Source organism: Thermostichus sp. OS-CIW-30, assembly GCF_054060215.1.
Genome location: NZ_JBSSCZ010000035.1, coordinates 1 through 22,402, shown reverse-complemented (window position 1 = coordinate 22,402; position 22,402 = coordinate 1). Strand labels below are relative to the sequence as shown.

At 59.6% G+C, this 22,402-nt stretch carries 20 protein-coding genes; 9 read left to right on the top strand and 11 right to left on the bottom strand.

The window, feature by feature from the left end:
• The first annotated feature begins 99 nt into the window (after positions 1-99).
• The 3 genes from rpmI (at position 100) to ACVWZF_RS13175 (ending at position 1,601) form a co-directional block, all read left to right on the top strand.
• On the top strand, positions 100-300 hold the full coding sequence (gene rpmI / locus ACVWZF_RS13185) for a 50S ribosomal protein L35 (RefSeq protein ID WP_011434387.1): 201 nt from the start codon (positions 100-102) through the stop codon (positions 298-300).
• A 133-nt stretch (positions 301-433) separates the two neighbouring features.
• Positions 434-790 carry a 50S ribosomal protein L20 gene (rplT, locus tag ACVWZF_RS13180; RefSeq protein WP_011434388.1) on the top strand — a complete coding sequence of 119 codons (357 nt, stop codon included), beginning with the start codon at positions 434-436 and terminating at the stop codon, positions 788-790.
• A gap of 79 nt (positions 791-869) precedes the next feature.
• Positions 870-1,601 (top strand): transporter substrate-binding domain-containing protein, encoded by a 732-nt coding sequence (locus tag ACVWZF_RS13175; RefSeq protein ID WP_041436884.1) that lies wholly within the window; start codon positions 870-872, stop codon positions 1,599-1,601.
• A gap of 66 nt (positions 1,602-1,667) precedes the next feature.
• Here the strand turns inward: ACVWZF_RS13175 and purH are convergent, their stop codons facing one another.
• The 4 genes from purH to ACVWZF_RS13155 all read right to left on the bottom strand — a co-directional run bounded on the left by purH (position 1,668) and on the right by ACVWZF_RS13155 (position 7,070).
• Positions 1,668-3,401 carry a bifunctional phosphoribosylaminoimidazolecarboxamide formyltransferase/IMP cyclohydrolase gene (purH, locus tag ACVWZF_RS13170; RefSeq protein WP_011434390.1) on the bottom strand — a complete coding sequence of 578 codons (1,734 nt, stop codon included), beginning with the start codon at positions 3,399-3,401 and terminating at the stop codon, positions 1,668-1,670.
• Between the two features lie 152 nt (positions 3,402-3,553).
• The gene (cysE, locus tag ACVWZF_RS13165) at positions 3,554-4,333 is read right to left on the bottom strand and encodes a serine O-acetyltransferase (RefSeq protein WP_011434391.1); all 780 of its coding nucleotides are present in this window, start codon (positions 4,331-4,333) and stop codon (positions 3,554-3,556) included.
• A 136-nt stretch (positions 4,334-4,469) separates the two neighbouring features.
• Entirely contained in the window at positions 4,470-5,987 is a 1,518-nt protein-coding gene (locus ACVWZF_RS13160) for a glycosyltransferase family protein (protein ID WP_414387984.1), read from the bottom strand.
• A gap of 180 nt (positions 5,988-6,167) precedes the next feature.
• Positions 6,168-7,070: a 4-hydroxybenzoate solanesyltransferase gene (locus ACVWZF_RS13155; RefSeq protein WP_414424276.1), complete on the bottom strand. Its 903-nt coding sequence runs from the start codon at positions 7,068-7,070 to the stop codon at positions 6,168-6,170.
• A 391-nt stretch (positions 7,071-7,461) separates the two neighbouring features.
• Between ACVWZF_RS13155 and ACVWZF_RS13150 the strand changes: the two genes are divergently transcribed.
• Positions 7,462-8,187, top strand: coding sequence for a response regulator (locus tag ACVWZF_RS13150; RefSeq protein ID WP_457411636.1), 726 nt, complete (start codon positions 7,462-7,464; stop codon positions 8,185-8,187).
• Here ACVWZF_RS13150 and ACVWZF_RS13145 read toward each other — a convergent pair.
• The 3 genes from ACVWZF_RS13145 to ACVWZF_RS13135 form a co-directional block, all read right to left on the bottom strand.
• Positions 8,184-9,566 (bottom strand): CCA tRNA nucleotidyltransferase, encoded by a 1,383-nt coding sequence (locus tag ACVWZF_RS13145; RefSeq protein ID WP_457411635.1) that lies wholly within the window; start codon positions 9,564-9,566, stop codon positions 8,184-8,186. The genes ACVWZF_RS13150 and ACVWZF_RS13145 overlap by 4 nt on opposite strands.
• Positions 9,567-9,711: 145 nt before the next feature.
• The gene (gene hemH, locus ACVWZF_RS13140) at positions 9,712-10,746 is read right to left on the bottom strand and encodes a ferrochelatase (RefSeq protein ID WP_457411634.1); all 1,035 of its coding nucleotides are present in this window, start codon (positions 10,744-10,746) and stop codon (positions 9,712-9,714) included.
• A gap of 270 nt (positions 10,747-11,016) precedes the next feature.
• Positions 11,017-11,484, bottom strand: coding sequence for a hypothetical protein (locus ACVWZF_RS13135; RefSeq protein WP_457411633.1), 468 nt, complete (start codon positions 11,482-11,484; stop codon positions 11,017-11,019).
• Positions 11,485-11,796: 312 nt separating this feature from the next.
• Here ACVWZF_RS13135 and ACVWZF_RS13130 point away from each other — a divergent pair, with 312 nt between their 5' ends.
• From ACVWZF_RS13130 to ACVWZF_RS13110, 5 genes are all read left to right on the top strand, one after another.
• Complete coding sequence (locus ACVWZF_RS13130) at positions 11,797-12,288, top strand: Tic20 family protein (RefSeq protein ID WP_011434398.1); 492 nt, start codon at positions 11,797-11,799, stop codon at positions 12,286-12,288.
• Positions 12,289-12,380: 92 nt separating this feature from the next.
• Positions 12,381-12,932, top strand: a complete 552-nt coding sequence (gene moaC / locus ACVWZF_RS13125; protein ID WP_011434399.1) for a cyclic pyranopterin monophosphate synthase MoaC — start codon at positions 12,381-12,383, stop codon at positions 12,930-12,932.
• Positions 12,926-14,836 carry a hypothetical protein gene (locus ACVWZF_RS13120; RefSeq protein ID WP_457411632.1) on the top strand — a complete coding sequence of 637 codons (1,911 nt, stop codon included), beginning with the start codon at positions 12,926-12,928 and terminating at the stop codon, positions 14,834-14,836. Before moaC ends, ACVWZF_RS13120 begins: the two co-directional genes overlap by 7 nt.
• Positions 14,830-15,834 carry an alpha-E domain-containing protein gene (locus ACVWZF_RS13115; RefSeq protein ID WP_011434401.1) on the top strand — a complete coding sequence of 335 codons (1,005 nt, stop codon included), beginning with the start codon at positions 14,830-14,832 and terminating at the stop codon, positions 15,832-15,834. The genes ACVWZF_RS13120 and ACVWZF_RS13115 overlap by 7 nt, the downstream gene beginning before the upstream one ends.
• Positions 15,835-15,850: 16 nt before the next feature.
• Positions 15,851-16,411 (top strand): gamma carbonic anhydrase family protein, encoded by a 561-nt coding sequence (locus ACVWZF_RS13110; RefSeq protein ID WP_011434402.1) that lies wholly within the window; start codon positions 15,851-15,853, stop codon positions 16,409-16,411.
• Between the two features lie 21 nt (positions 16,412-16,432).
• Here ACVWZF_RS13110 and ACVWZF_RS13105 read toward each other — a convergent pair whose 3' ends face one another.
• From ACVWZF_RS13105 to ACVWZF_RS13090, 4 genes are all read right to left on the bottom strand, one after another.
• The gene (locus ACVWZF_RS13105) at positions 16,433-17,890 is read right to left on the bottom strand and encodes a circularly permuted type 2 ATP-grasp protein (RefSeq protein WP_011434403.1); all 1,458 of its coding nucleotides are present in this window, start codon (positions 17,888-17,890) and stop codon (positions 16,433-16,435) included.
• Between the two features lie 167 nt (positions 17,891-18,057).
• The gene (locus ACVWZF_RS13100) at positions 18,058-19,860 is read right to left on the bottom strand and encodes a glycosyltransferase family 39 protein (protein ID WP_457411630.1); all 1,803 of its coding nucleotides are present in this window, start codon (positions 19,858-19,860) and stop codon (positions 18,058-18,060) included.
• A gap of 216 nt (positions 19,861-20,076) precedes the next feature.
• Positions 20,077-20,337: a DUF6761 family protein gene (locus tag ACVWZF_RS13095; RefSeq protein ID WP_011434405.1), complete on the bottom strand. Its 261-nt coding sequence runs from the start codon at positions 20,335-20,337 to the stop codon at positions 20,077-20,079.
• Between the two features lie 98 nt (positions 20,338-20,435).
• On the bottom strand, positions 20,436-22,058 hold the full coding sequence (locus ACVWZF_RS13090) for a CocE/NonD family hydrolase (RefSeq protein ID WP_457411640.1): 1,623 nt from the start codon (positions 22,056-22,058) through the stop codon (positions 20,436-20,438).
• Positions 22,059-22,402: the final 344 nt, after the last annotated feature.

Genomic DNA, 22,402 nt, shown 5'->3' with positions numbered 1-22,402 from the left:
GCGGGACGAACCTTGGCATTTGCCCTCTTGTTCTTCTATGGCTTATCCTAGAAAGCTGTGACCTTTAGCTCTGGCCCCGCATATTCTGGGGTTGTCATCATGCCCAAAATCAAAACCCGCAAGGCAGCAGCCAAGCGCTTCCGCCTGACCGGCAGCGGCAAGTTTATGCGTCGCAGGGCCGGGCACAACCACTTGCTGGAGCACAAAACCAGCAAGCGCAAACGCAAATTGGCCGGTGTGGCCCTGGTGGACAAGCGGGATGTGGTCAATGTGCGCCTGATGTTGCCCAACACCCACTAGCCGGGATCCCGCTCGCGCCGGCAAGAAGATTTCAGGGGCTGGCATTGGCGACAGCAGTTCCGATCCCGTTAGCAGGACGGAGTGCTTCTACCCTTCAGTTTGAGTTTGTTCAAGTTCCTATTGAGTTACTGCCATGAGAGTCAAACGGGGCAATGTCGCCCGCAAGCGCCGCAAAAAGATCCTCAAGCTGGCCAAAGGCTTTCGGGGAGCTGGTTCAAAGCTGTTCCGCACCGCCAACCAGCAGGTGATGAAGGCTTTGCGCAGCGCCTACCGGGATCGCCGCCGCAAGAAGCGGGATTTTCGTCGCCTATGGATTACCCGCATCAACGCGGCCACCCGTGCCCAGGGCCTGCGTTACCACGAGTTCATCGATGGTCTCAAAAAAGCCAATATCCAGCTCAACCGCAAAATGTTGGCCCGCTTGGCTTTCCTGGATCCAGAGGCCTTTACCCAGGTGGTGGAGGCAGCGCGCCAGTCTCGCGCCTCCTGAGGAGGTTCCGACGGCTATCCAGAAGTCCTTCCTGGCAGCCATTCTGGCCCTCGCCTGCCTGGGGAGAGGGATCCCTACTGTGGCTCGTCCTTGGCCGGAGATTGTGGATTCTGGACGGCTGCGCGTTGCCGTAAAAGACAACTTGAGGCCGCTGGGGTTTCGCACTCCCCAAGGGGATCTGCAGGGGTTTGAGATCGAGCTGGCTTGTGAGCTGGGATCCCGGCTGTTGGGCTCGGCAGAGGCTGTGGAGTTGGTGCCGGTCTCGAATGTAGAGCGGCTGCAGGTGCTGGCTGACGGCCAGGTGGATTTGGCCATTGCTCAGATCGGCATTACCCCGGATCGGGCGCGCCAGGTGGAGTTCACTTCTGCTTACTATCAGGATGGCCCCAGCTTGGTTGTGGCTCGTTCCCACAACTGGGAAAGCTGGTCGGACTTGCGGGGCGGTCGCGTTGCAGTCTTGCGCGGTTCCAGCGCCATTCCCCTGCTGAATCGATACCTGCCAGGGGTGGAGTTGGTGCCTGTCGATTCCTACCGAGAAGGGGCGGAACTGCTCCTGAAAGGGGCGGTGCAGGGGTGGGCAGCAGATCGCTCGGTGCTGGCAGGGTGGCTAGCAGAGCATCCCCGTCGCGAAAGCGCTGCGGAGCAACAGTTTCAATTTCTGGGATCCCCCTTGGCAACGGTGGGGCTGGGCATTGCCATGCCCAAGGGGCTGCAGCACGCCGAATTGCGGCTGCGGGTGCGCCGAGAATTGGAGAATTTGCGGGCTGAGGGCTGGCTGGCAGAGCGGGCCAGAGCTTGGGGGTTGCCCTAAAGTTGAGGATACTCCCTACTCTTTGTCTCTCTTGGGAAGATTTCTCTCTTGAGCAGAAAGGCGGGCTCAGTGCAGAAAGTGACGTATGCCGGTGCAAACCATGGCAATACCGGCAGCGTTGGCAGCAGCAATGGAATCGGCATCGCGGATGCTCCCCCCCGGCTGGATGATGGCGCGGATCCCTGCTTGGGCAGCCATCTCCACGCTGTCGGCAAAGGGGAAGAAGCCATCGCTGGCCAAAACAGCTCCTGCTGCTTGGGATCCCGCCTGCTGGAGAGCGATCTCCGCTGCTCCCACCCGATTCATTTGTCCGGCTCCGACGCCGAGCGTCTGCCTCTGCTTGGCGACGACAATGGCGTTGGATTTCACATGTTTGCAGACTATCCAGGCAAATTCCAGATCCGCCCACTCCTCCGGTGTGGGCTGGCGCTGGGTGACCACTTGCCAAGAAGGGGGGCTGTCGGTTTGCGTCGGTTCCTGGTCGCGACAGCGTTGCAGAGCAACAGGTGAATCGGCGTCTTGCACCAGAAAGCCCCCGGCCAGGGTGCGGATTGTTTGGGCAGGCCCCACACACAAGTCCGGCAAGATCAAGACCCGCAAGTTCTTTTTGACTGACAGTAGCTCAGCCGCTTCTGGAGTGCAATCGGGAGCCACCACACACTCCAAAAAAGGCTCCACCAGCCGTCGGGCGGTCTCTGCGTCCAAGGGTTGGTTGAGGGCGACGATGCCCCCAAAGGCCGAAACTGGATCAGCAGCCAGGGCAGCCTCGAGGGCGGCAGCCGGCGATGGGCGAATGGCCACCCCGCAGGGGTTGTTGTGCTTAACCACCACCGCCACCGCTTGTTCAGGTTGCAAGAACTCCCTCCGAGCAGAGCCAGAAGACACAGAGCCCTTCCCGTCAGTGGGCCGCGTCGCATCAGCATTGCGGAGTAACAAGGTTAACTCTGCCGCCAGGGCACGGGCCGCCTCCAGATCCAGCAGGTTGTTGTAGCTCAGCTCCTTCCCCTGCAACTGCTTAGCCCGGTGCCAGCCGGGGGCAGCCGGATCCGTCACATACCAAGTGGCAGCTTGATGGGGATTTTCCCCGTAGCGCAGGCGTTGCCACAGGATCCCTTGCAGTTGAAACCTGTCTTCAGCGGCAGCTGCGGAGGACTGGGAGGGACCTGCTAGCTCCAGGCGAGCCAGGTAGGTGACGATGGCGCGGTCGTAGGCCAGCACCTGCTCAAAGGCCCGACGAGCACACTGGAAGCGAAACGCCAGCCGCTCTGTTTCCCCATAGGCCCCGGAGAGCAGTTGCAAATACCGAGGGTATTGGCTGGGATCCGTCAGCACCGTAACGTAGGGATAATTTTTGGCTGCCGCCCGCGCCAAAGTGGGCCCGCCGATATCGATCTGCTCAAAAGCTTCCTCCAGAGACACTCCTGCCTGGGCCACTGTCTGTTCAAAAGGGTAGAAGTTGACCACCACCAGTTGGATGGGAGGGATCCCCAGCGCCTCTAGGTCTGCCCGGTCTTCGCTGCATTCCAGGCGGGCCAAAATGCCGCCGTGGATGCGGGGGTGCAGCGTCTTCACCCTTCCCCCCAAGATTTCCGGCGCGCCAGTGTGGGCAGAGACAGGGGTGACCGGGATCCCAGCTTCTGAGAGCGCCTTGGCGGTTCCCCCACTGCTGAGCAGTTGAAAGCCATGCTCTTGCACGAGGGACTGGGCCAGCGGGATCAGTCCGGTTTTGTCGGATACACTCAACAAAGCCAACGGTACAGAATCCTGTTCGCGACAGCGTTGCGCAGTAGCAAGGGGCATTGGAGGCGTTATCCAGTAGAGAAGGGCCCAGAGGAAAAAGCTGGCCGGGATACCCAGCCCAGCGCTCTCACAGCATACCCCGAAAGCTGGACCCTCTTGTCCAGCCACCTGGTTCAGACAAATCTTCAGATCGTTCGCATCAGCAGGACGGATCAGGAATATTCTGCTTCGCCTCTCACCTGATCCTGCCGGACCTGTTCCCGCTCCCGGTTAAGGCGGGCCACCTGGGCTTCCAGATCTTGGATACGGTGCAGCAACTGTTCGATAGCCCGTCCCACTGGGTCAGGCATGAGATGGTGATCCAGGTCAATGCCATGGGCGGGGATGCGGCGCTGATGGGGCGGGATGACCGCACGGCCTGGGATCCCAACCACCGTCATGCCGGGAGCTACATCCTGAATCACGACCGCGTTGGCTCCGATACGAGCTTTTTCCCCAATGCGAACCGGCCCCAGAATCTTTGCCCCCGTGCCGACAATCACCCCGTTTTCCAGGGTGGGATGACGTTTGCCCTTGCTCCAGGAAGTACCCCCCAAGGTGACCCCGTGGTAGAGGGTAACATCATCGCCAATTTCTGCCGTCTCACCGATCACCACCCCACAGCCGTGGTCAATGAAAAAGCGCCGCCCAATCTTGGCTGCCGGGTGGATTTCAATCAATGTGAAAGAACGAGCCAAGAAGCTGAGCAGCCGCGCTAGGAAAAACCAGCGCCGTTTCCACAGCCAGTGGGCGATGCGGTGCAAAAACAGAGCATGCACACCGGGATAAGTGAAGATGACCTCCCAGCGATTGCGTGCTGCCGGATCCCGATCGAAGACACAATCAACATCCTCCCAAAATTGCTGCCAGAACCCCAGTTTTGGCTCCGGATCGCTAGGAGGAATCCCCGTTTTGGGGCTTTCCACCGCCGACTGCTCGGCCTCCGTCAGCATGAATGGTCTCCGTTTAGGAACCTCCACTCCCCTTTTAGCACTTTTTGCCGGCAGCAAGGAGAGATCTCCAATCGCGCCAAGGGAGCTCCTCGCGCAACTCTCCACTGGGTCGAGCTCAAGCAAATTGCCTTCTGCCCTAGCCTTTACTCAACTGCTGAGCCACCAGTTCTCCAATGGCTTGCGCGGCTCCCGGCCTTCCCCCCAGCCGCTGCAGTTCTGTCTGCATTTGCTGACGGCGCTGGGGATCTTCCAACAGAACTCGCATTTGTGCGGCCACGGCCACCGGGCGCAAGTGGCCCCGCAACTCCGGTACCACCTCTCGCCCTGCCCAGATGTTCGGCCAAGCCAAGTGACCTAGCCAACGCAGAGCAATTCTGTTGACGGCGCGGGCCAGCCAAGTGCCCAAGCCTGGAAGGCGGGTCAACAGGCCAAGAATCCCATCCCAGGCGCGCATTGCCTCCAGCTTGTTGGTAGGGATCACCACAACCATCGGCACCCCCAAATAGGCCAGCTCGGCGGTGTTGGCGCCAATGGTGGTCAGACAGAGATCACAGTTGGCCAGCACAGAATAGGCAGGGAAGCTTGTCCACAATTGCACCGTGCTGCCAAAGGGGGTAACAAACTGGGATCCCAGATTGGTCTGCTCCAGAATGGCTGAGGTGCCATAGATCAAAGCCATATCGGGATTGAGCTTGGGATGGGCATAGGCTGCCAACGACTGGGGGGTTTGTCCTGGGGCCACCGGGATCACAAAGCGGACATTCGGCAGCATCTGTCGCAGCTCATCGGCCACAGCCAACACCAATGGCACCCCCAAGGAGAGCTTGGCTGGCTTGGAGCCTGGGAGCAGCCCCACCTGATAGTGGGTGCGGTTCTCATCGCTCAGACGCTGCCAGCCGCGCGGTAGCAATTCTTCAAAGGCCTCCGGCCCGCTTACGCGATCGGTGAAGCGGTTCCCCACTCTCTCTGGCGCAGTTCTTACAGGCTCCCCCTCGCCGATGGAGCTGGGAGATGCATCTTGGAGCAGGCCAAAGGCTTGGGTTGGGGAAGAAAAGCCTGCCGTGGGTTTGGAGGCAGCGGCAGGAGATCTGCTGCCAAGCCAGCCGGAAAGGGGCACCCCCGGCAAATAGACAGCGCTGGCTACGCCATCCGCCATCAAATCCCCGACAACGTGCATTTTGTGGGCCCAAGGGTGGCCCAGCAGCCGTCCGCCATCGTAGCGGCGTTTGATTGCCTCGGTTCGCACGGCGAAAGCATGTACCCAAGGCCGCCAACGGGGTTGATGCTCAGCATAGACCACCAGCCGATAGCGCAAGCGGCGAGCAATCCAGACGGCAAAAAACTGATCCCCCCCCAGAAACAGCACCACCCCTCGCTTGGCCCAATCCCAGGCTTCTTCGGTTTGGCCGGTAAGCAAAAAAGCCAGAAAAAAATCGGGATCCTGCACCCGATCCACGTCGACGAACGCTTGCGCTATCTTCATCTCTTGCCCGGAAGCATGGGGGCAGGGGGACAGCACCAGGGAGAGGCGTGCCTGAGGCAGTTGCTGGCGCAATTCCATCACCACCGGACGCACCCAGGTGGTCAGCTCTCCAGGGCCGTTTGAGAGAATAAGAATGTCATAGGGAGGCTCACCGCTGCTCAGTGGGGCCATCGGAGGCTGGGATCCTGCAATTAATCGTCTCATTCTACCGTTTGCCCATGGCCCTGGGTCGATTCCTGCCAGTCCGGAGATTTGTCGGGATCCCTTCCCAAAGAGGCAGCCCCAGCGTCGGTTGAGGGGCAAGGCGTTCTTCAGAGAGGCATCTGGCCATGCGAGAGGCCAGGGGATCCCTCAGGCCAGCAGGGACCCGCCGATCATCCCCGCCAGCAGAATAAACCCTTGCACCACATTTTGGCCGAAGATGGCCAGGTACAAGGTGGGAGAGGCATTCCTTTGGTGGAGCTGCCAGGTTTGCCGGCCCCAGAGGACAGTGACGATGGCCAAGCTGACAAAATAAACTCCATGCAACCGTAGGCTGAGGCCTACCCCCAACAGCGCGATGGCAGTGCCCAAAAAAAATAGCCCTACTGCCGTCGGCGTCCGCTGCCCGAAAAAACGGGCGCTGGAATGGATCCCGGCCCGCTCATCGTCCTCCCGATCCGCAAGAGCATAGACGGTATCAAATCCCAGTGTCCACAACACCGTGGCCAGCCACAGCCAGCCCAGCCCCTCTTCCCACAGGGGGGTGTTGGCATCTTGGCCGCTCACCGCCGTCCAACTGATGAGCACGGCAAATCCCCACGCCAGAGCCAGCACCAACTGCGGCACCGGAAACACCCGCTTGGCCCCTGGATAGAGCAGAATTACCGGCACCGCCGCCACACAGAGGGCAAAGCTAACCGGGTTGAGAAACAGCGCCAGCCCTGCCGCACAGGCCAAACTCACCACCGCCATCAGGATCCCGACGCCAACGGTCAACTCCCGACTGGCCAACGGGCGATGGCGGGTGCGCTCCACCAGCGGATCCAAATCTCGATCCCAAAGATCGTTGATGACACAGCCTGCCCCACTGGCAGCCAGGCTGCCCAAAATGATGATCCCGACCAACGGCCAAGGGGGTGTTCCCCGTCCGGCCAAAAAAGCTCCCCACAGAGCCGGGATCATCAAAATCAGTCGCCCTGCCGGCTTGTGCCAGCGCAACAGCCGCAGAATGGCTCCGCCAGTGGCCCAGAGTGCAGGAGGGGAAGCAGACATAACCGGTTTCCGGCCAATCGCGACAGCGGGACGGAGTCCTTAAAGCGTGAGTTGCCGTTCGCGGGAGGGGTGCAGAGCACCATGAGGCGTGGGTAGGGGCGGCTCCACATTAGAGATCTTAAATCAATCATCCTGAATTGCAGGTTTTTGGAATCCTTTCGGTTCCATTCGCCGTCTCAAGACCTTGGGCAATCAGTCCGCCCCTGTTCTCTTTATTGGCCTGCCCTGGAAGTTTGATATCCTATCGGGGGGCTGCTGTTGACGGTGGCGGCACTTGCCCTTCTCACCCTGTGAGGCTGTTATCGCTACGTGACGCTTCCGCGTTCGTGACGGCGGTGCGGAGCACTTGCGTGCAGGCGCAACGGAGTTCTGTATGGAAGCAACCCTCTCCATGACCGGTCCACTTCCTCAAGCCAAGGAAGCTGCTCCCCATCTGGAGACCCTGCTGGTGGTGGATGACGAGGATGCCATTCGGGAAACGGTTGCCCTGGCTTTAGAAGAGCAGGGGTATCAGGTTTTACAAGCCGCTGATGGTCGGCAAGCCCTTGAGATGGTGCATACGGTTGAGCGGCTGGATTTGATGATCTTGGATTTGATGTTGCCCAGCTTGAACGGTCTGGATCTGTGCAGGCTGCTGCGCAGGGAGGGCAACACGATTCCCATCTTGATGTTGACGGCCAAAAGTAGCGAAACCGACCGCGTGGTGGGCTTGGAACTGGGGGCCGACGATTATCTGACCAAGCCCTTCGGCATGCGGGAGCTGATCGCCCGCTGTCGCTCGGTGTTGCGCCGGCAACAACTGGCCCAAGCCAGCGATGCCACGGTGCTCCGTTACGGGGATCTGTGTATGTTTACCCAGGAGTGCCGCGTGTTGGTGCGGGGCGTTGAGGTGAGTTTTTCCCCCAAGGAATTTCGCCTGTTGGAGCTGTTTATGTCCAATCCCCGCCGCGTTTGGACGCGGGAACAGCTTCTGGAGCGCATCTGGGGATCCGACTTCATGGGCGACAGCAAGACCGTCGATGTACATATCCGCTGGCTGCGGGAAAAATTGGAGCTGGATCCCAGTAACCCAGAGTATTTGGTGACGGTGCGCGGCTTCGGCTATCGCTTCGGCTAGTCTTTTTGCTGGCCACACCACCGGCGGGCAAAAGAGAGCGCCTCGGCACGAGTTTGAATCTGCCCCCAAGCCTGCGCCTCCTGGAGGTCTTGCAGCAACTGGCCTACCCAGGGGCCGGGTTTGGCCCCCAAGCTGTGCAGCAGATCGCGGCCATCCAGCAGGGGCACCAGATGGGCCAGGGGATCCTGGGGGTCTTCGTAGCGTTTGAGCCAAGACTCCAGCTTTTGAGGGTCGCCGCCCGTAGCCACCGCCAACAGCGCCAGGCCACCGAACAGGGATCCCGCCTGTTGATAAAGCCGCCACTGTTGCGCAGGGGTGGGGGAGTCCGTCAGGAGAAGCTGAAGCTGAGGCAGAAGATGGTGTAGCTTTTGGATGGCCCGCATTTCTGCCCGGCTGAAGCGCAGCCGCTCCAGCTCGGTTTCCACCCCTTCTGCCGTTTGTGTCAGTGGGACGGAGGCCTTGGTTCCTGCCGGATCCCACAACAAGGCCGCCAGCACCACTGCCAACAGCCTGCCGCGCCCTTCGCGTGAGGATGTCAAGGGCTGGGCCAGCTCTGCCAGCGTGCGGGGATACAGCGGTCGCCAGCGTTCGGCCCACTCCCACACCGCCTGAGCTTGAGGGAAGCCCGGACTTTCCGGTTTCAGGTGGGGCAGCCAAGCCTGCAGCAACCCCGCCGCCACCGCCCCCTGTAGGTGAGCCAGCCCGGGGATCCCTGCCTCCAACAGGGCCACTATCTCTGCCCGCACCCGTTCTGCCGCCACATTCGCCAAAAGGGGAGCCCGCTCCCGGATCGCCTCTTGCGTAGCTGGATCCAGCCCAAACCCCAGCTGAGCCGCCTGTCGATAACCCCGCAACAGCCGCACCGGATCAGCACTGAGGTTGTCGGGGTGTACCATGCGCATCCGGCCCTGGCGAATATCGGCTTGTCCGCCCGTGGGATCCAGCAGTTGCTCCCGTTGCAGATCCAAGGCCAGGGCATTGCAGGTGAAGTCCCGCTGCCTCAGATCCTCCTCAGGGGTGGATCCCGCCTGCAGCCCCACGTCCACGGTCAACTTTGCCAACACAATGCGGGCAATCTGCCGTTCGGGATCCAAAACCACAAAGCCTGCCCCCAACCGCCGTGCCACTGCCGCTGCCCAGCCCACGGGATCCACAGCGCACATCAGGTCCAAATCCACCGACGCTGAGGACTCCATCCCACCGTCGCGAGCGGGATCCCCAGCAGCACGGCCCTGCAGCCAAGCCAGGTAAGCATCCCGCAGGGATCCCCCTACCCAATAGCTTTTCTGCGGCAGCCACTCTTGGGGGAAAGGCAGCCGTTGGTAAAAATAGGTCAGCAGCCACTTCGTCAGCAAGGCTTCGCTCGGGCTTAGGGTCATTCCCAGTCAAAACTCCATGAAGATGAGACACCTGGGGTGGTAGGAGAACGCTTCTGGGGGTATGAAGTCAGCGTCCTCGTCTGGTCGCGTCAGCGTTGCAGAGCAACAATGAGCAGAGCAACAATGAAATGCCTGGCGTTCTTCCCTACCGCTCCAGCAGCGAGCCGCCTACAGCAGCAGGGACAAAGGCAGGAGCTGCCAAGCCCGGAGTGAGCAGATGAGGCCGCACCAGCGCCGCCAAGCCAGCAATGAACAGAGGGTCGGTATTTAAGGCGGGCACACGGCGAAAATCGGCAATCCCAGCTCGATGGGCCAGTTCCCGATACTCGATGTCGATCTCCTGCAGGGTCTCGATGTGCTCCGACACAAAGCTAATCGGCACCACCAGCAACTGCTTCACACCTCGGGATCCCAACTCCAGGATGACCCGTTCGGTATAGGGTTGCAGCCACCGCACCGAACCCACCCGGCTTTGATAGGAGAGGGTGTGGTCATTGGGGCGTCCCACCTGCTGCCAGATCAGCCGCACGCAGGCTTCCATTTCCCGTTGGTAGGGATCCCCGGCCTCGGTGACATAGCTTTCGGGAATGCCGTGGGCGCTGAACAGCACATGCACCCCCTCGGGAGCGGCAAACCCATCCAACTGTTCCCGAATCCCTCTAGCCATCGCCTGCACATACTGGGGCTGATCGTACCAAGAGCAGATCTGGCAGCGCTCGATGCATGCCAGCTCCGGATCTTCAGCCCAGAGCCGATCCAGCAGCTTAAAGCTGGATCCCGTCGTGCTGATGGAATACTGCGGGTAGAGCGGCAGCACCACCAAGCGGGTGATCCCATCCGACTTGATCTGCTGCACCACCGACTCGATCAACGGATGCCAGTAGCGCATGGCAACATACACCGGCACGTCATAGCCCTCAGCCACCAGGTGGGCCTGCAGTTCTCGCGCTTGCTCAGCAGTAATGCGCCGCAAGGGGGATCCCCCCCCAATGGCCGCGTAGTTGCGGCGGGATTTTTCGGCCCGCAGCGTGGAGATGGCCCAGGCGAAGGCCCGCTGCAAGAAGGGAAATGGCAGGCGGATCAGCTCAGGATCGGCGAACAGATTGTAAAGAAAGGGCTGCACATCAGCCTGGGTCTCTGGCCCCCCCAAGTTCAGCAGGAGCACGCCGCTTTTGGACATAACAAAGCTCATTCGCGTTGGCGGTGCGGAGCACCATGTTCTTCTTTATCCACTATCCCACAGCGGGAAAGTGACCTTAAGTTTTTTTGCAGTCTTTCTCAGCTTTCCCCTCACCCCAGGAGAAACCACCCGATCGCAATCTCACCCAAACCCACAAGTCCGATCTGGGGACTCCTTCCCGCTGTCGCGAACAAAATCCAAAAGGGGATCCCCGCCCAAAAGGGGATCCCCGGCATCAACACCCCATTGCCGCTAAGGAGCAGAGCGCTGTCAGAACTCTTGACCGCGGTAAACCCGCTGCAGGGCCGGAGTGACGGGGTAGCGATCAATATCGGCCAGGCTCAACTTCAAGCGCAGCGTATTGAGGAGTTTCCAGTAGGGGGGCACAAAAGCCTTTTCAGGGATGGGTTGGACGGCAGGAGAGGGATCCCCAGAGCGGGCAACCGTCTCCATGGGGCAGCCGCGGTAGCGGAGCGGACGGGATCCGAGGTGAGCTGAGCGCAGATCTCGGCTGGGATCCACCGTCAAGCCGCGAAACTGGATTGCCCCCGGACGAGAGGCTTCCCGATAGCGCAGATAGCCTGCCCACACCTGGGCAATCCACTCCGGCAAAGCTTCGGGCCGAATGTGATAGCGCTCCGGCAACAGACGGTCGTTGAGAAAACCAATGAGCCCAGACCAAACTTGCCAGAGGAAAGCTCCGACAACGCCAGCAGCGGGAGACAATGAAATCTTCATGGTGGAAGCTGAAAAATGTAGAGAACCTGAAAAACCGGTGATGCAGCCAGAATTTGCCGTTGATTATATCAGCCTGGATTCATCGGAGCGCTCACTCTGAACGTTTTGGCCTCGAGTTTTTCTGCTCACTGGAAAGCAGAAGCCAGCTTGCGGCCAAGCGCGTTGAGCCACCCAAATCCATCGACTACAATAAGCCCAAGGCTTGGGTGTTGCTTTCTCTCTCTGAATCTTTAGCTGGTGAGGATCCTGGAAGCGCACCGACAAGCAAACTTCACTTCAATGACCACTGCACCTAATAGGGATCGACGGATTATGACCTGGCGCGGCGACATCACTCCCATCAATCGGCTGTGGGGATCCCTTCCCTACCTTCTGCCTTTGGTATCGGCTCTGCCCTTGGGCTTTTTGCCCTCTGGGCTGTTTCAATCTTTGCCAGGGCTGATCCCCATTTTTGCGCCCCTATTTCGTCTGGTGCCCCTGGCCACGGGCTGGCTGGGAATGGGGGTGTTTTTGGCTCTGCTGTTCCTGGTGATCCGCAACACCCGCGTAGCCCATTTTGTTCGCTTCAACACCATCCAGGCGCTGTTGCTCAACATTGCCTTGTTCTTGGTGCAGGTGCTGATGCAGGTGTTCGGCATGCTCTTTGGCAGCCTTGGCCTGGCAGCGATGGTCAGCATTTTGGCCACCACGGCTCTCTTGGGGGTGATTGCCATCACCGTCTACGCCTGGGTGCAAAACATTCGCGGCCACTACGCCGAGGTGCCGGTGCTCTCCGATGCCGCCTATGCCTGGATTCGCTACTAGTTGTCAAGTCCCTGCGGGTCTGGTTGCCGATTTGCCGACCTCATCGGAGCCTAAGCCAACTCTTCAGCTCTCAAGGATTGTGGGAGGCCGGGGTGCCATCGGATTCGAGTTCTAGTCGCGCCAGCAGGACAGAGTCCTTTGTTGGGCAAGCCCTCACCCACCTGGACGCCTCTGGCCGAGCACAAATGGTGGAAGTGGGACACAAGCCCATGGTTGCCCGCTTGGCCACTGCCCAAGGACAGGTACGCATGTCAGAAACGACTTTGCAGGCTATTCTGGCCGGTCAAGGGCCCAAAGGGAATGTGGTGGAAACAGCCCGGCTGGCCGGGATCATGGCTGCCAAGCGCACCGCCGATCTGATCCCGCTGTGTCATCCTCTCCCCTTGAGCAGCGTCACCGTGGATCTGAATCCGGATCCCCATCTGCCCGGCTTTCTGATCACCGCTACAGTAAAAACCAACGCCCAAACAGGGGTGGAGATGGAGGCTTTGACAGCAGTTTCGGTGGCTGCCCTCACCCTGTACGACATGGCCAAGGCCTTGGAGAAGACGATGGTGATCGAACACATCCGGCTGCTGCGCAAGTATGGGGGGAAGTCTGGGCCTTTCGAGGCAGAGGATCGGGATAACGCCGAGAAATGCTGAAAGCTTTGCAACAACCAGAGAGGGGTGTTGGGCTAGGGTTGTTGGTGGGCATTGGGGTGCTGCTCTGGCCCATGCTGCGCCAGGGCTATCCCATGACTCACTCCACTCACTTCAACCTCAGTTGGGCCTTTCAGTATCAACGACAGTTTTTCGGCGGGCAGTTTTACCCCCGCTGGCTGGAGTATTCCAACTTCGGCTACGGCAATCCCACCTTTGCCTTTTACCCCCCTCTGTGCATGGTGGCCCCTCTGCCGTTTCGCCTGCTGGAGCTGGACATGCCCACCTCTTTGGTGGCCAGCATGGGCTTGGCGATGGCAGTCTTTGGCGCAGGGCTGTATGCCCTTCTCCGGCAACTCATCCCCTGGGCTTGGGCTCTGGTTTTGGCTCTGGCGGGTATGGCCGGCCCCTATTGGCTGGTGGATATTTACCAACGGGGGGCAATGGGGGAAGTGTGGGCCATTGCTGTCTCTCCCTGGATTTTCTGGGCCTCAGTCCAGGTGATCTGCCGGCCCCAGTCCCTTTGGCCGATTGTGGCCTTAGCCATTAGCTACGGCCTGTTGGCCCTATCTCACTTGCCCACTTTGCTGGTCTTTACGCTAACTTGGCTGCCTCTGCCTTGGGTGCTGGGCCGCTGGGATCCCCTCTGGCCCAGGGTGGGGCGCTGCTACTTGGGGTTTGGGCTGGGGCTGGGGTGGACGGCGTTTTATCTGCTGCCCGCCTTTTGGGATCAGCGCTTTGTCCAGGTGGACTTCGTCAATTTCGTCGAAGAGTACATGCCCCAACATCGTTTGATGGTGAGTGGGCTGACCCGGCTCCAGCCACAACTGACGCAGCACTGGTTTGAGAGCGGCCTGGTGGGGTACTGGATCTGGATGGTGGCCGTTGTCTTGGGTGCTGGGATCCTGGTTTTCTGGGAATGGCTGGCCCGCAGGACAAGGGGGATGACCCCGATCCATTCCGTTCGCGCTAACGAGACGGAGTCCTTTGATGCCTTGGGATCCCATGCTCCCCTGGCCAAAGCCATCCTGCTCTACAGCTTGGGGGCCAGCTTGGTGGCCTTGCTGATGATGACGGATCTGCTGGGTTGGCTCTACGAGTGGGTTTTGCCCCTGCGCCGCATTCAGTTTTCTTGGCGCTGGATGGCGGTGACATCAGTAACGGTGCCCTGGCTGTTGGGATCCCTGGCCGCCTGGGGGTGGGGGCAAAAGGGCTGGAGGATCCTCTTGATTGTGGGGATAGGTCTGGCAATGGGGATACAAAGCTGGCAGGGCTGGCAGGTCTTGTCCAGAGCCTGGTTTGACCCGCAAACCATCCAGACTTTTCAAGAGCTGTCTGCCGCCAAGCCATTTCCCAACGAGCCCCAGGAGCGACCGGGCATTGCTTTTCTCCACATGCACTGGCGCTTTCCCGACGGGCTGGCGCTGGTGGATGTGCTGGAGTACCGACCTCGCCAGGCAACGCTGCCCATGCCGCCCCCAGAGGTGGATCCGCTGCTGCGGTGGCAAGGCGACATGGTGAACTTTGGACGAGAACAAAGCGATCTGGAGCCACTGTTGGAAGTGGAGCAGTGGCGCTATGGCTACCGTCGTTTTCGGGCCGTTAACCCCACCGATCAGGATCAATGGGTAGTCCTGCGCACTTTTTACTACCCTGCTTGGTGGGTACAGGTGGATGGTCGCCTCACGTCTGCTGAGCACAGCGGAGTGGGGCTGTTGCAGGTGCGGATCCCACCGGGGGATCATCGCGTGCAGGTGCGCTATCTGGGTACTGCAGCCGAGTGGATGGGGTGGATCTTGACCGGCCTGACGGGGGTGCTGCTGGTGAAGCTGCGGCGGCTGCTTCGTTTATTGAATTTGAACGGAGCGCGGAGACAAGAAACTCCAGAGGAGGTAACAGCATGCTGAGTCGCGTGGCCGATTCCATCTACTGGCTCAACCGCTACGTGGAGCGCGCCGAGAACATCGCCCGCTTCATCGATGTCAATCTCAACCTCATCCTAGACTTGCCCAGCGGTCCCGCTCAGCAGTGGGATCCCATCGTCTACACCACCGGGGATCAGGAGCTGTTTTACCAACGCTATGGCCAGGCAACCCAAGAAACGGTCATCCAGTTCCTGGCTTTTGATAGGGATTACCCCAACTCCATCCTTTCCTGTTTGCGGCTGGCGCGGGAAAATGCCCGTTCTGTGCGGGAGGTCATTTCTTCAGAAATGTGGGAGCGGGTCAACCGCTTTTATTTGATGGTCAAAGAAGCGGCTCAGCAAGGCCCCCACCTGAGTCAGCTCCACGATTTTTTCACGGAAGTGAAGCTGGCCAGTCACCTATTCGCCGGGGTGATGGATGCCACCATGACCCATGGGGAAGGATGGCATTTTGGCCAGATTGGCCGTCTTTTGGAGCGGGCAGACAAAACGGCGCGCATTTTGGACGTTAAGTATTTTATCTTGCTGCCCTCTCTGCAGTATGTGGGTACGGCTTTGGATGAGCTGCAGTGGATCGCCTTGCTGAAGTCGGCCAGTGCTTATGAAATGTACCGGAAATACAGCCGCCAGCACCGCATCAATCCCAGGGAGGTGGCCTCTTTCCTGATTTTGGATCGGCAATTTCCCCGCTCCATTCAGTTTTGTCTTATTCATGCGGATCGATCCCTGCACCAGATCACCGGCACCCCAGCCGATACCTGGCGGGATCCCAGCGAGCGAGCTTTGGGCCGCCTGCGTTCTGAGCTGGACTACCTGACCATCGACGACATTATGGAGCAGGGCTTACATGAGTTTCTCGACAAATTGCAGCTACAAATGAACCACGTTGGCGATTGCATCTACGAAACTTTCTTTGCCACTCGCCCCTTGCAACCGTCTGAATCCTCTCTACTCTCTCAACGTCAAGCCCAACTGACATGAACGGCCTCGACTCTGAATGCAACGAGAAAAACAGGACACCTGGCCAATTGGGCTGGATCGGCAGCCGACGGGAGTAGATGAGGCAGCCTTTATTGCCGCCAATGCCATACTGATCGGCGATGTCCATCTTTCGGAAGCGGTGAGCATCTGGTACGGGGCTATCCTGCGCGGGGATCTCTCGCCCATTGTGATTGGCCGCCGCAGCAACATCCAAGATGGAGCCATCCTGCACGGGGATCCCGGACAGCCGACCCTGGTTGGCGAGGAAGTGACCGTAGGCCATCGAGCGGTCATCCACAGTGCCCACATCGAGGGGGGATGTCTGATCGGGATTGGGGCCATTATCTTGAACGGGGTCACCATCGGGGCAGGCAGCATGGTGGGAGCTGGAGCGGTGGTCACCCGGTCTGTGCCACCCCACTCTTTGGCGGCGGGGATCCCGGCCAAGGTTATCCGCACCCTCACCGAGGAAGAGGTCAAGCAACTGCGCCTTCACGCCCAGCACTACGTGGATTTGGCGCTTCAGCATGCCAGCCGCTTTGGCCGGTGGAGCAGAGGTTCGGGCGAGCGGCTCTGAACCTATTTTGCAAGCCGTCTCTCAACAGCCGGGATCCGCGCAGAGCACCCAGGTATCTTTGCTGCCGCCCCCCTGGGAGGAGTTCACCACCAGAGATCCCTTCTTGAGGGCGACGCGGGTCAGCCCCCCTGGGTGAACATAAATGTCCTTGCCATAGAGGATGTAGGGCCGCAAGTCCACATGACAGGGCTCCAGACAGGGGCCTTCTCCCCGATCCACCAAGGTGGGCACGCGAGAAAGGCACAGGGTGGGTTGGGCGATGTAGTTGCGCGGCTGGGCGCGGATTTTCTCGGCAAAAGCAGACCGCTCTTCCGGTGTGGCCTGGGATCCCATCAGCATGCCATAGCCGCCTGACTCGTTGGCTGCCTTCACCACCAGCTTGTCGAGGTTCTCCAGCACATACGCCTGATCCTTGGGATCCCAGCAGAGGTAGGTGGGCACGTTGGGCAAAATGGCTTCCTCTCCCAGATAGTAGCGGATCATCTGGGGCACATAGGCGTAGATCACCTTGTCGTCCGCCACCCCTGTTCCCAAAGCGTTGGCAATCGCCAGCCGCCCCGACCGGTAGACCTCAAACAGGCCGGGTACCCCCAAGAGGGAATCAGGGCGAAAAGCAAGGGGATCGATGAAGTCATCGTCGATGCGGCGGTAGATCACATCCACCCGCTGCAGCCCTTTGGTGGTGCGCATTTGCAAATAGCCATCGGCCACCACCAGATCCCGCCCTTCCACCAGCTCCACCCCCATCTGCTGGGCGAGGAAAGAATGCTCGAAGTAGGCGGAGTTGTAGATGCCGGGGGTGAGCACCACCACCGTTGGGTTGGCTAGGTGCGGCACCAGGTTAAGCAGAGTATCCAACAAATGGCTAGGGTAGTCGTCCACCGGGCGGATCCCCATGGTGTTGAACAGGGAGGGAAAGGTGCTTTTCATCACCCGCCGATTTTCCAGCACATAAGAGATTCCCGACGGACAGCGCAGGTTATCTTCCAACACGTACCAAGTCCCGTCCCGATCCCGCACCAGGTCGGTGCCGGTGACGTGGCACCAAATTCTCCCCGGCGGGTTGAGCCCCACACAGGGCCGCAGAAATCCCTTGGCCGTTTCGATCAGCTCGGCAGGGATCACCCCATCCTTAAGGATCTTCTGGTCGTGATAGACATCGTCGATGAACAGGTTGAGGGCGTGGATGCGCTGCTTGAGACCCTTCTCCAGCCGCTGCCACTCGGAAGCCGAGACGATGCGGGGAATGATGTCAAAGGGGAAAATTCGCTCCGTGCCCTGGCTATCGCCATAGACGTTGAAGGTCACCCCCATCTGAAAGAGGGCCGCCTGTGCTGCCGCTTGCCGCTGCTGCAGTTCCCCTTCTTCCAGAGAATGAATGCGCTCAATCAGCGGGATCGCCTCAGGACGGGGCTGGTTACGCCCCAAAAACAGCTCGTCGTAAAACCCCTCGCCCGGGTCGTAGGCATCAAAACGCACGTCTGGGATCCCTGGAACGCTATCATCTTCTTCTACTGTTGGCGGCTCTGGATCTGCATAGTGTGCTTTCAGCTACTTTTAGCCTGGTAAAAAGAAAGGACTCCGTCCCGCTGACGCGAAAGGACTCCGTCCCGCGAACAGTGGGTTGGCCAAACAAGGGGGGAGCTCTAGGGATCCGCCACCTCAAAGGCCCATAGCCCCCGCTCGGCAGGGATCCGATGCAACTGCCCCTTGGGAAAGCGCCGTTGCAGCTCTGCCCCCTGCTGATCCCATACTGCCTCATTCGTGAACAGGGTAAACGGCGGTTCTAGGTCTTGGCCGGGCAACGTCTCTGGGGAAAAAACCTTCACCTCCTGCTCCGGCCCAGCAAAAAATTGAATCCAACTTTGCCAGTAGATAGGCTCTCCCCAGCTGAAATAGGGGTAGGCAGCGCTGGCGGCCAGATAGAAGCGGTAGTCGGGATCCCCTTGGCGAGCTGCCACATAGCGCCCGGTAGCCCCCACATCATTGCCTTGAGTCCAGCCTTTGTGGACAAAGTCTCCAAAAATGGCCAGGTTCCACCCCCCAATCAGCAGGATTGCCCCCGCCATCGCCGCCGCCGGCAGCCAACTCCCGGCCCGGGATCCCCAGCGTTCCAGGAGACCTGCCAGCACTTGGATCCCTTCCAAGGTTAGATAGGCTACAAAGGGCAGGATCACCAGCAGGCGGGTGTAGTTGGGGGCTTTGGTGATGGCAAAGCTAAAGAGCAAGTAAAGAAACAGGAAACTGCCGATACACAGCCAGTCGTGGGGTTGGCTGCGCTTCTTGAAAAGGCGGTAGAGGCCGGATCCCAGCCCCAGCCAGATCAAAATCCCCGTCAAGGGATCCACAAAAGCATGGCCGTAGTTGGGATAGATGTAGCCGCGGTCGTGCTGGCCGGGGTCGTTGAACATACTCAGGCCGTTGAAGATGTTGCGCCAGACCGCCTCCTCTGGCGTAGCCGCATTCACCCACATCTGTTGTAACGCCCGCCCTTCCGGGAAAAAGAGAAATTGTTGGCGAGAGTACTCGGCGCTCACCGCGGGTGCTGTGACCGTAGCCACCAGAATGGGCCCAGCCACCAGAAAAAAGCCCAGCGCCGCGGGCACCGTCAGCTTAGCCAGGACCCAGAGGGGATTAGCTTGCTTGTTTTCTCCTCGGAGATCCTCCCGGCCCAGGAGCAGGTACAGAACTCCAAACAACAGCCCCAACAGGATCACCACCCGCCCCGGCAAATAGCCGTACAGAGAGAAGCCCGCCGCCCCTCCCCCCAGATAGAGCAGCAGGGGGTTTTTCTCCCGCACCCCCTTCAAGATCAAGGCCAAGGCTGCACACTCTACCAAGACAATGAGGTTTTCCCGCATCGCCATACGGCTAATAGCCAGCAGGGCATGGTTGGATCCCAAGAGGGCCGCCCCCGCCAAAGCCAGCCGGGATCCCCAAAATGCCCGAAAAAACCCGTAGGCCACCAGAATGGTGACGACCCCGAAGGCGGCATGTACCGTGCGCACATTGAGCAGCGTGACTCCCCCCATCAGCCGCGTCAGGCCGCCGAAGAGGCTGAACATGAAGCGGGGGAAATAGAAATACTCCGGCATCAGCCCAAAGATATCGGGATAGCGCACCCCTGAGGCGCGACGGGCCATGGAGGTGATCACAATCTCGTCAGTATTGATCTGAAAAGGGATGTTGGGCAGGTCGTAGAGGTAGATCGGGGCAAAGACCAACACCAACAGCCCCAGGTGCAACAGCTCCTGTTGCCAGCGCAGCCGCGTCGGATCCCAAGGGGGTTGAGCCGGGGAAAACTGCGCCCAGTACAGCCCCACCAGCAGGATGCTCAGCAGCCAGAGGCCAATCTGCAGCACGTGGTAGCCAAACACCCCGTACCAGAGGATCAGGGCTACCCCCAAGCCCAAGCCGGATCCCAGCAGGGGCAGATGCCGGGAGGTCATCACCCTATCCCAAACCGCCATAGAACCGATACGACTGGAATCAGGAACGAATCGATCCCTCTCAGCCTACCAGGCGCAAGATGCTCGACAAAACCAGAACTCAGTCAGCGCCCTCCCCCCTAGTCTTTCTCCCAAGGGGCGAGGGGAGATCAGAAAAGGTTGGAATCAAAACTTTGCCCCACCTGTTCTAGGGATCGCCAACAGGGATTCACAAAATCAATAACCCCGCATCGGCTCCGCCTCTGGCTCCAATTCCGGATCTATGAAGTTGGACGGATCGTAGAGGAAGCGGTTGACCTCGTCCTCAATGCGATAGATCTCGAAGGGCTCCAATTGTTTGCCAGTTCGCAAGGCCAGCAGGTAGCCATCCACCAGCAGACGTAGCTCATCAGTGCGCCGGTAGCCCCGCTGCCAGGTATCCACCAGAGCATCGGTCAAAGCCTGATAGTGCCGGATCAACTTTGGGTCTTGCAACATGGTGTTCCCTTGCCCTGCCTGTTTCTATCCTAACGTTTGGTGTCTCTTTGTAAGCGGGGATTGCGAACGGGATCCCGAAGCTTGGTCTCTTCTTGGCTTCAAGCCATGGGCAGGTGCAGCCGCGAAGGCGTCTCGCCACCGCTGCGGAGAGTGATGGTGAGAATGCGGGCCTCAATCAGCCGCTCTTCCCGCATTCCCGTGCCTGTGTTGACAGGATAGGCCGGAAAACAAGCCGCGCTAAGGCTGAGGCGCAAGGCGTGACCGCAAGGGATGCGAATACAGGTGGGCTGACAGGGAATCAGAATGGGGGTACTGGGCTGGGGATCCCGTAGGCGACAATAGCCTTGGGAAAAGTTATACACCTGCCCATCGGGCCTTACCACCGAGAGCACAGCGCAAAGATCGAAACTGGGGCTGTCGGCCTCCGCGTACACCTCCACAGCAATGTCCCCGACCAGAACCAGCTCGGCTTGCAGCGGCGGAGTGGTATAGGTCAGGACATCGGTGCGGCAGTCGAGGGCGGAGCGCTCTTGCGGCCCGGCAGGCTGAACTAGGTGGCCCCCCAAGGCCGGCACCGGTCGCCAGGGATCGTGAACAAAGGTATCCGATTGTTGCGTCGGCGAGGGTTCAGGGCGAAGGGATCCCTCTGCTTCTGAAAGGGCAGCCAAGCCGGTGCTGTGTAGGTAAAAAGCTTTTGGCTCAGGGGTAGGCCAAGCATCAAAGCCGCGCCAGCGGTTGGATCCCATCTCGAACAGGCGTACCGGCGGCTCCTGGAGGATCCCTGTATCTTTGCCTTTGAGGAACTGGTCAAACCAGCGCACCTGCAGGCGATCGATGGGGCTAATGGCCTCTGGGCCAAAGTCCAACGCCCCCACTTTGCGCCCCCAAGGGAGATGGATCCAAGGGCCGATGATCAGGTATTGAGGGTTCTGGCTGCGGGCGCTCATTTCCTTGTAGAGGCGCAGGCTACCACTCAGGTAGCTGTCAAACCAGCCGGCAATGTGTAGCATCGGCAGATCCACCACCTCTAGACGGGGAGAGAGCTTGCGCCAGTATTCATCCGGCTCGCTGTGCTCCAGCCAGTCGAAGTAATAGGATTGGGGGGCATACTGCTGCAACACCCCCGGCTTGAGGGGGATAGGGTCGTAGAGGGGGAGATTGCGGGCAGCTTTCAAAAGCGCTTGGTAGGCATTGGCATCCCCCCTGAGACGCGCCCCTTCGGTCTCCAGTTGCAAGGCCCAACTGAGGTTGTTGTAGAAGGCAAAGGCCCCCCCTGGGTAAGCGGCATCGGCATAGAGATCGTAAGGCAGCATCGCCGGGCAGATGGCCTTCAAGGCGCTGGGACGGGTAGAAGCCGCATACAGCTGGGTCATGCCCTGATAAGAGAAGCCGTACATGCCCACTACGCCGTTGCTCCCCGGCAAGGCAGCCGCCCAATTGACGGCGTCAAACCCGTCTTCCACCTCATGGCGGAAAGGGTAGAAGGATCCCTTGGAAGTTCCCCGTCCGCGCACATCCTGGATGACCACAATGTACCCCTGGGCCGCATACCACCTGGGATGGGCATACACCACCGTCGAGGCAATGGCCCGCCCATAGGGCTGCCGCATCAGCAAAACCGGGTAGCTCCCCTCCCCTTGCGGGCGATAGACATCCGCGTCCAGTTGGATCCCGTCGCGGGTGAACATGGAAACAGTTTCGCGGGGGCGAACGGGCAACATGGCCTGGGTTGGGCTAGCGGATCTTGCCAAAGGGATACCAACCAAGGACAACCTAAGGGATCCCTGGGTGGATTCTTCCCAGGATAAAACAGAAGCTTTTAGGAGAGAGGAACTCCCACCTGAGTTTGAGCCTCTTCCCCGGTATTGTCCTTGATCTCCGGCCTGCTGGCGCAAACGCAGCCCCCTCCAGACCCCTCTTTTATGGCTTTTATGGATTTATGGAAATAGAGACCCTGGGAAAAGATTTGTCGGAGCATGACTCTAGTCAATAATAAGCTCAACTATACTGAAAATAATGTATAATATGTTCAGTACGGATTACTACCAGTTGATCTTTCTGTTTA

What these genes read in the sequence shown, in the direction of transcription:
- ACVWZF_RS13110 (WP_011434402.1), top strand. Translation starts at nt 15,851, where the DNA reads ATGCAACGAGAAAAACAGGACACCTGGCCAATTGGGCTGGATCGGCAG.
- ACVWZF_RS13130 (WP_011434398.1), top strand. Translation starts at nt 11,797, where the DNA reads ATGACCTGGCGCGGCGACATCACTCCCATCAATCGGCTGTGGGGATCC.
- ACVWZF_RS13115 (WP_011434401.1), top strand. Translation starts at nt 14,830, where the DNA reads ATGCTGAGTCGCGTGGCCGATTCCATCTACTGGCTCAACCGCTACGTG.
- ACVWZF_RS13090 (WP_457411640.1), bottom strand. Translation starts at nt 22,058, where the DNA reads ATGTTGCCCGTTCGCCCCCGCGAAACTGTTTCCATGTTCACCCGCGAC.
- rplT (WP_011434388.1), top strand. Translation starts at nt 434, where the DNA reads ATGAGAGTCAAACGGGGCAATGTCGCCCGCAAGCGCCGCAAAAAGATC.
- purH (WP_011434390.1), bottom strand. Translation starts at nt 3,401, where the DNA reads ATGCCCCTTGCTACTGCGCAACGCTGTCGCGAACAGGATTCTGTACCG.
- cysE (WP_011434391.1), bottom strand. Translation starts at nt 4,333, where the DNA reads ATGCTGACGGAGGCCGAGCAGTCGGCGGTGGAAAGCCCCAAAACGGGG.
- rpmI (WP_011434387.1), top strand. Translation starts at nt 100, where the DNA reads ATGCCCAAAATCAAAACCCGCAAGGCAGCAGCCAAGCGCTTCCGCCTG.
- ACVWZF_RS13155 (WP_414424276.1), bottom strand. Translation starts at nt 7,070, where the DNA reads ATGTCTGCTTCCCCTCCTGCACTCTGGGCCACTGGCGGAGCCATTCTG.
- ACVWZF_RS13160 (WP_414387984.1), bottom strand. Translation starts at nt 5,987, where the DNA reads ATGGCCCCACTGAGCAGCGGTGAGCCTCCCTATGACATTCTTATTCTC.
- ACVWZF_RS13095 (WP_011434405.1), bottom strand. Translation starts at nt 20,337, where the DNA reads ATGTTGCAAGACCCAAAGTTGATCCGGCACTATCAGGCTTTGACCGAT.
- ACVWZF_RS13145 (WP_457411635.1), bottom strand. Translation starts at nt 9,566, where the DNA reads ATGACCCTAAGCCCGAGCGAAGCCTTGCTGACGAAGTGGCTGCTGACC.
- ACVWZF_RS13120 (WP_457411632.1), top strand. Translation starts at nt 12,926, where the DNA reads ATGCTGAAAGCTTTGCAACAACCAGAGAGGGGTGTTGGGCTAGGGTTG.
- hemH (WP_457411634.1), bottom strand. Translation starts at nt 10,746, where the DNA reads ATGTCCAAAAGCGGCGTGCTCCTGCTGAACTTGGGGGGGCCAGAGACC.
- ACVWZF_RS13100 (WP_457411630.1), bottom strand. Translation starts at nt 19,860, where the DNA reads ATGACCTCCCGGCATCTGCCCCTGCTGGGATCCGGCTTGGGCTTGGGG.
- ACVWZF_RS13135 (WP_457411633.1), bottom strand. Translation starts at nt 11,484, where the DNA reads ATGAAGATTTCATTGTCTCCCGCTGCTGGCGTTGTCGGAGCTTTCCTC.
- ACVWZF_RS13150 (WP_457411636.1), top strand. Translation starts at nt 7,462, where the DNA reads ATGACCGGTCCACTTCCTCAAGCCAAGGAAGCTGCTCCCCATCTGGAG.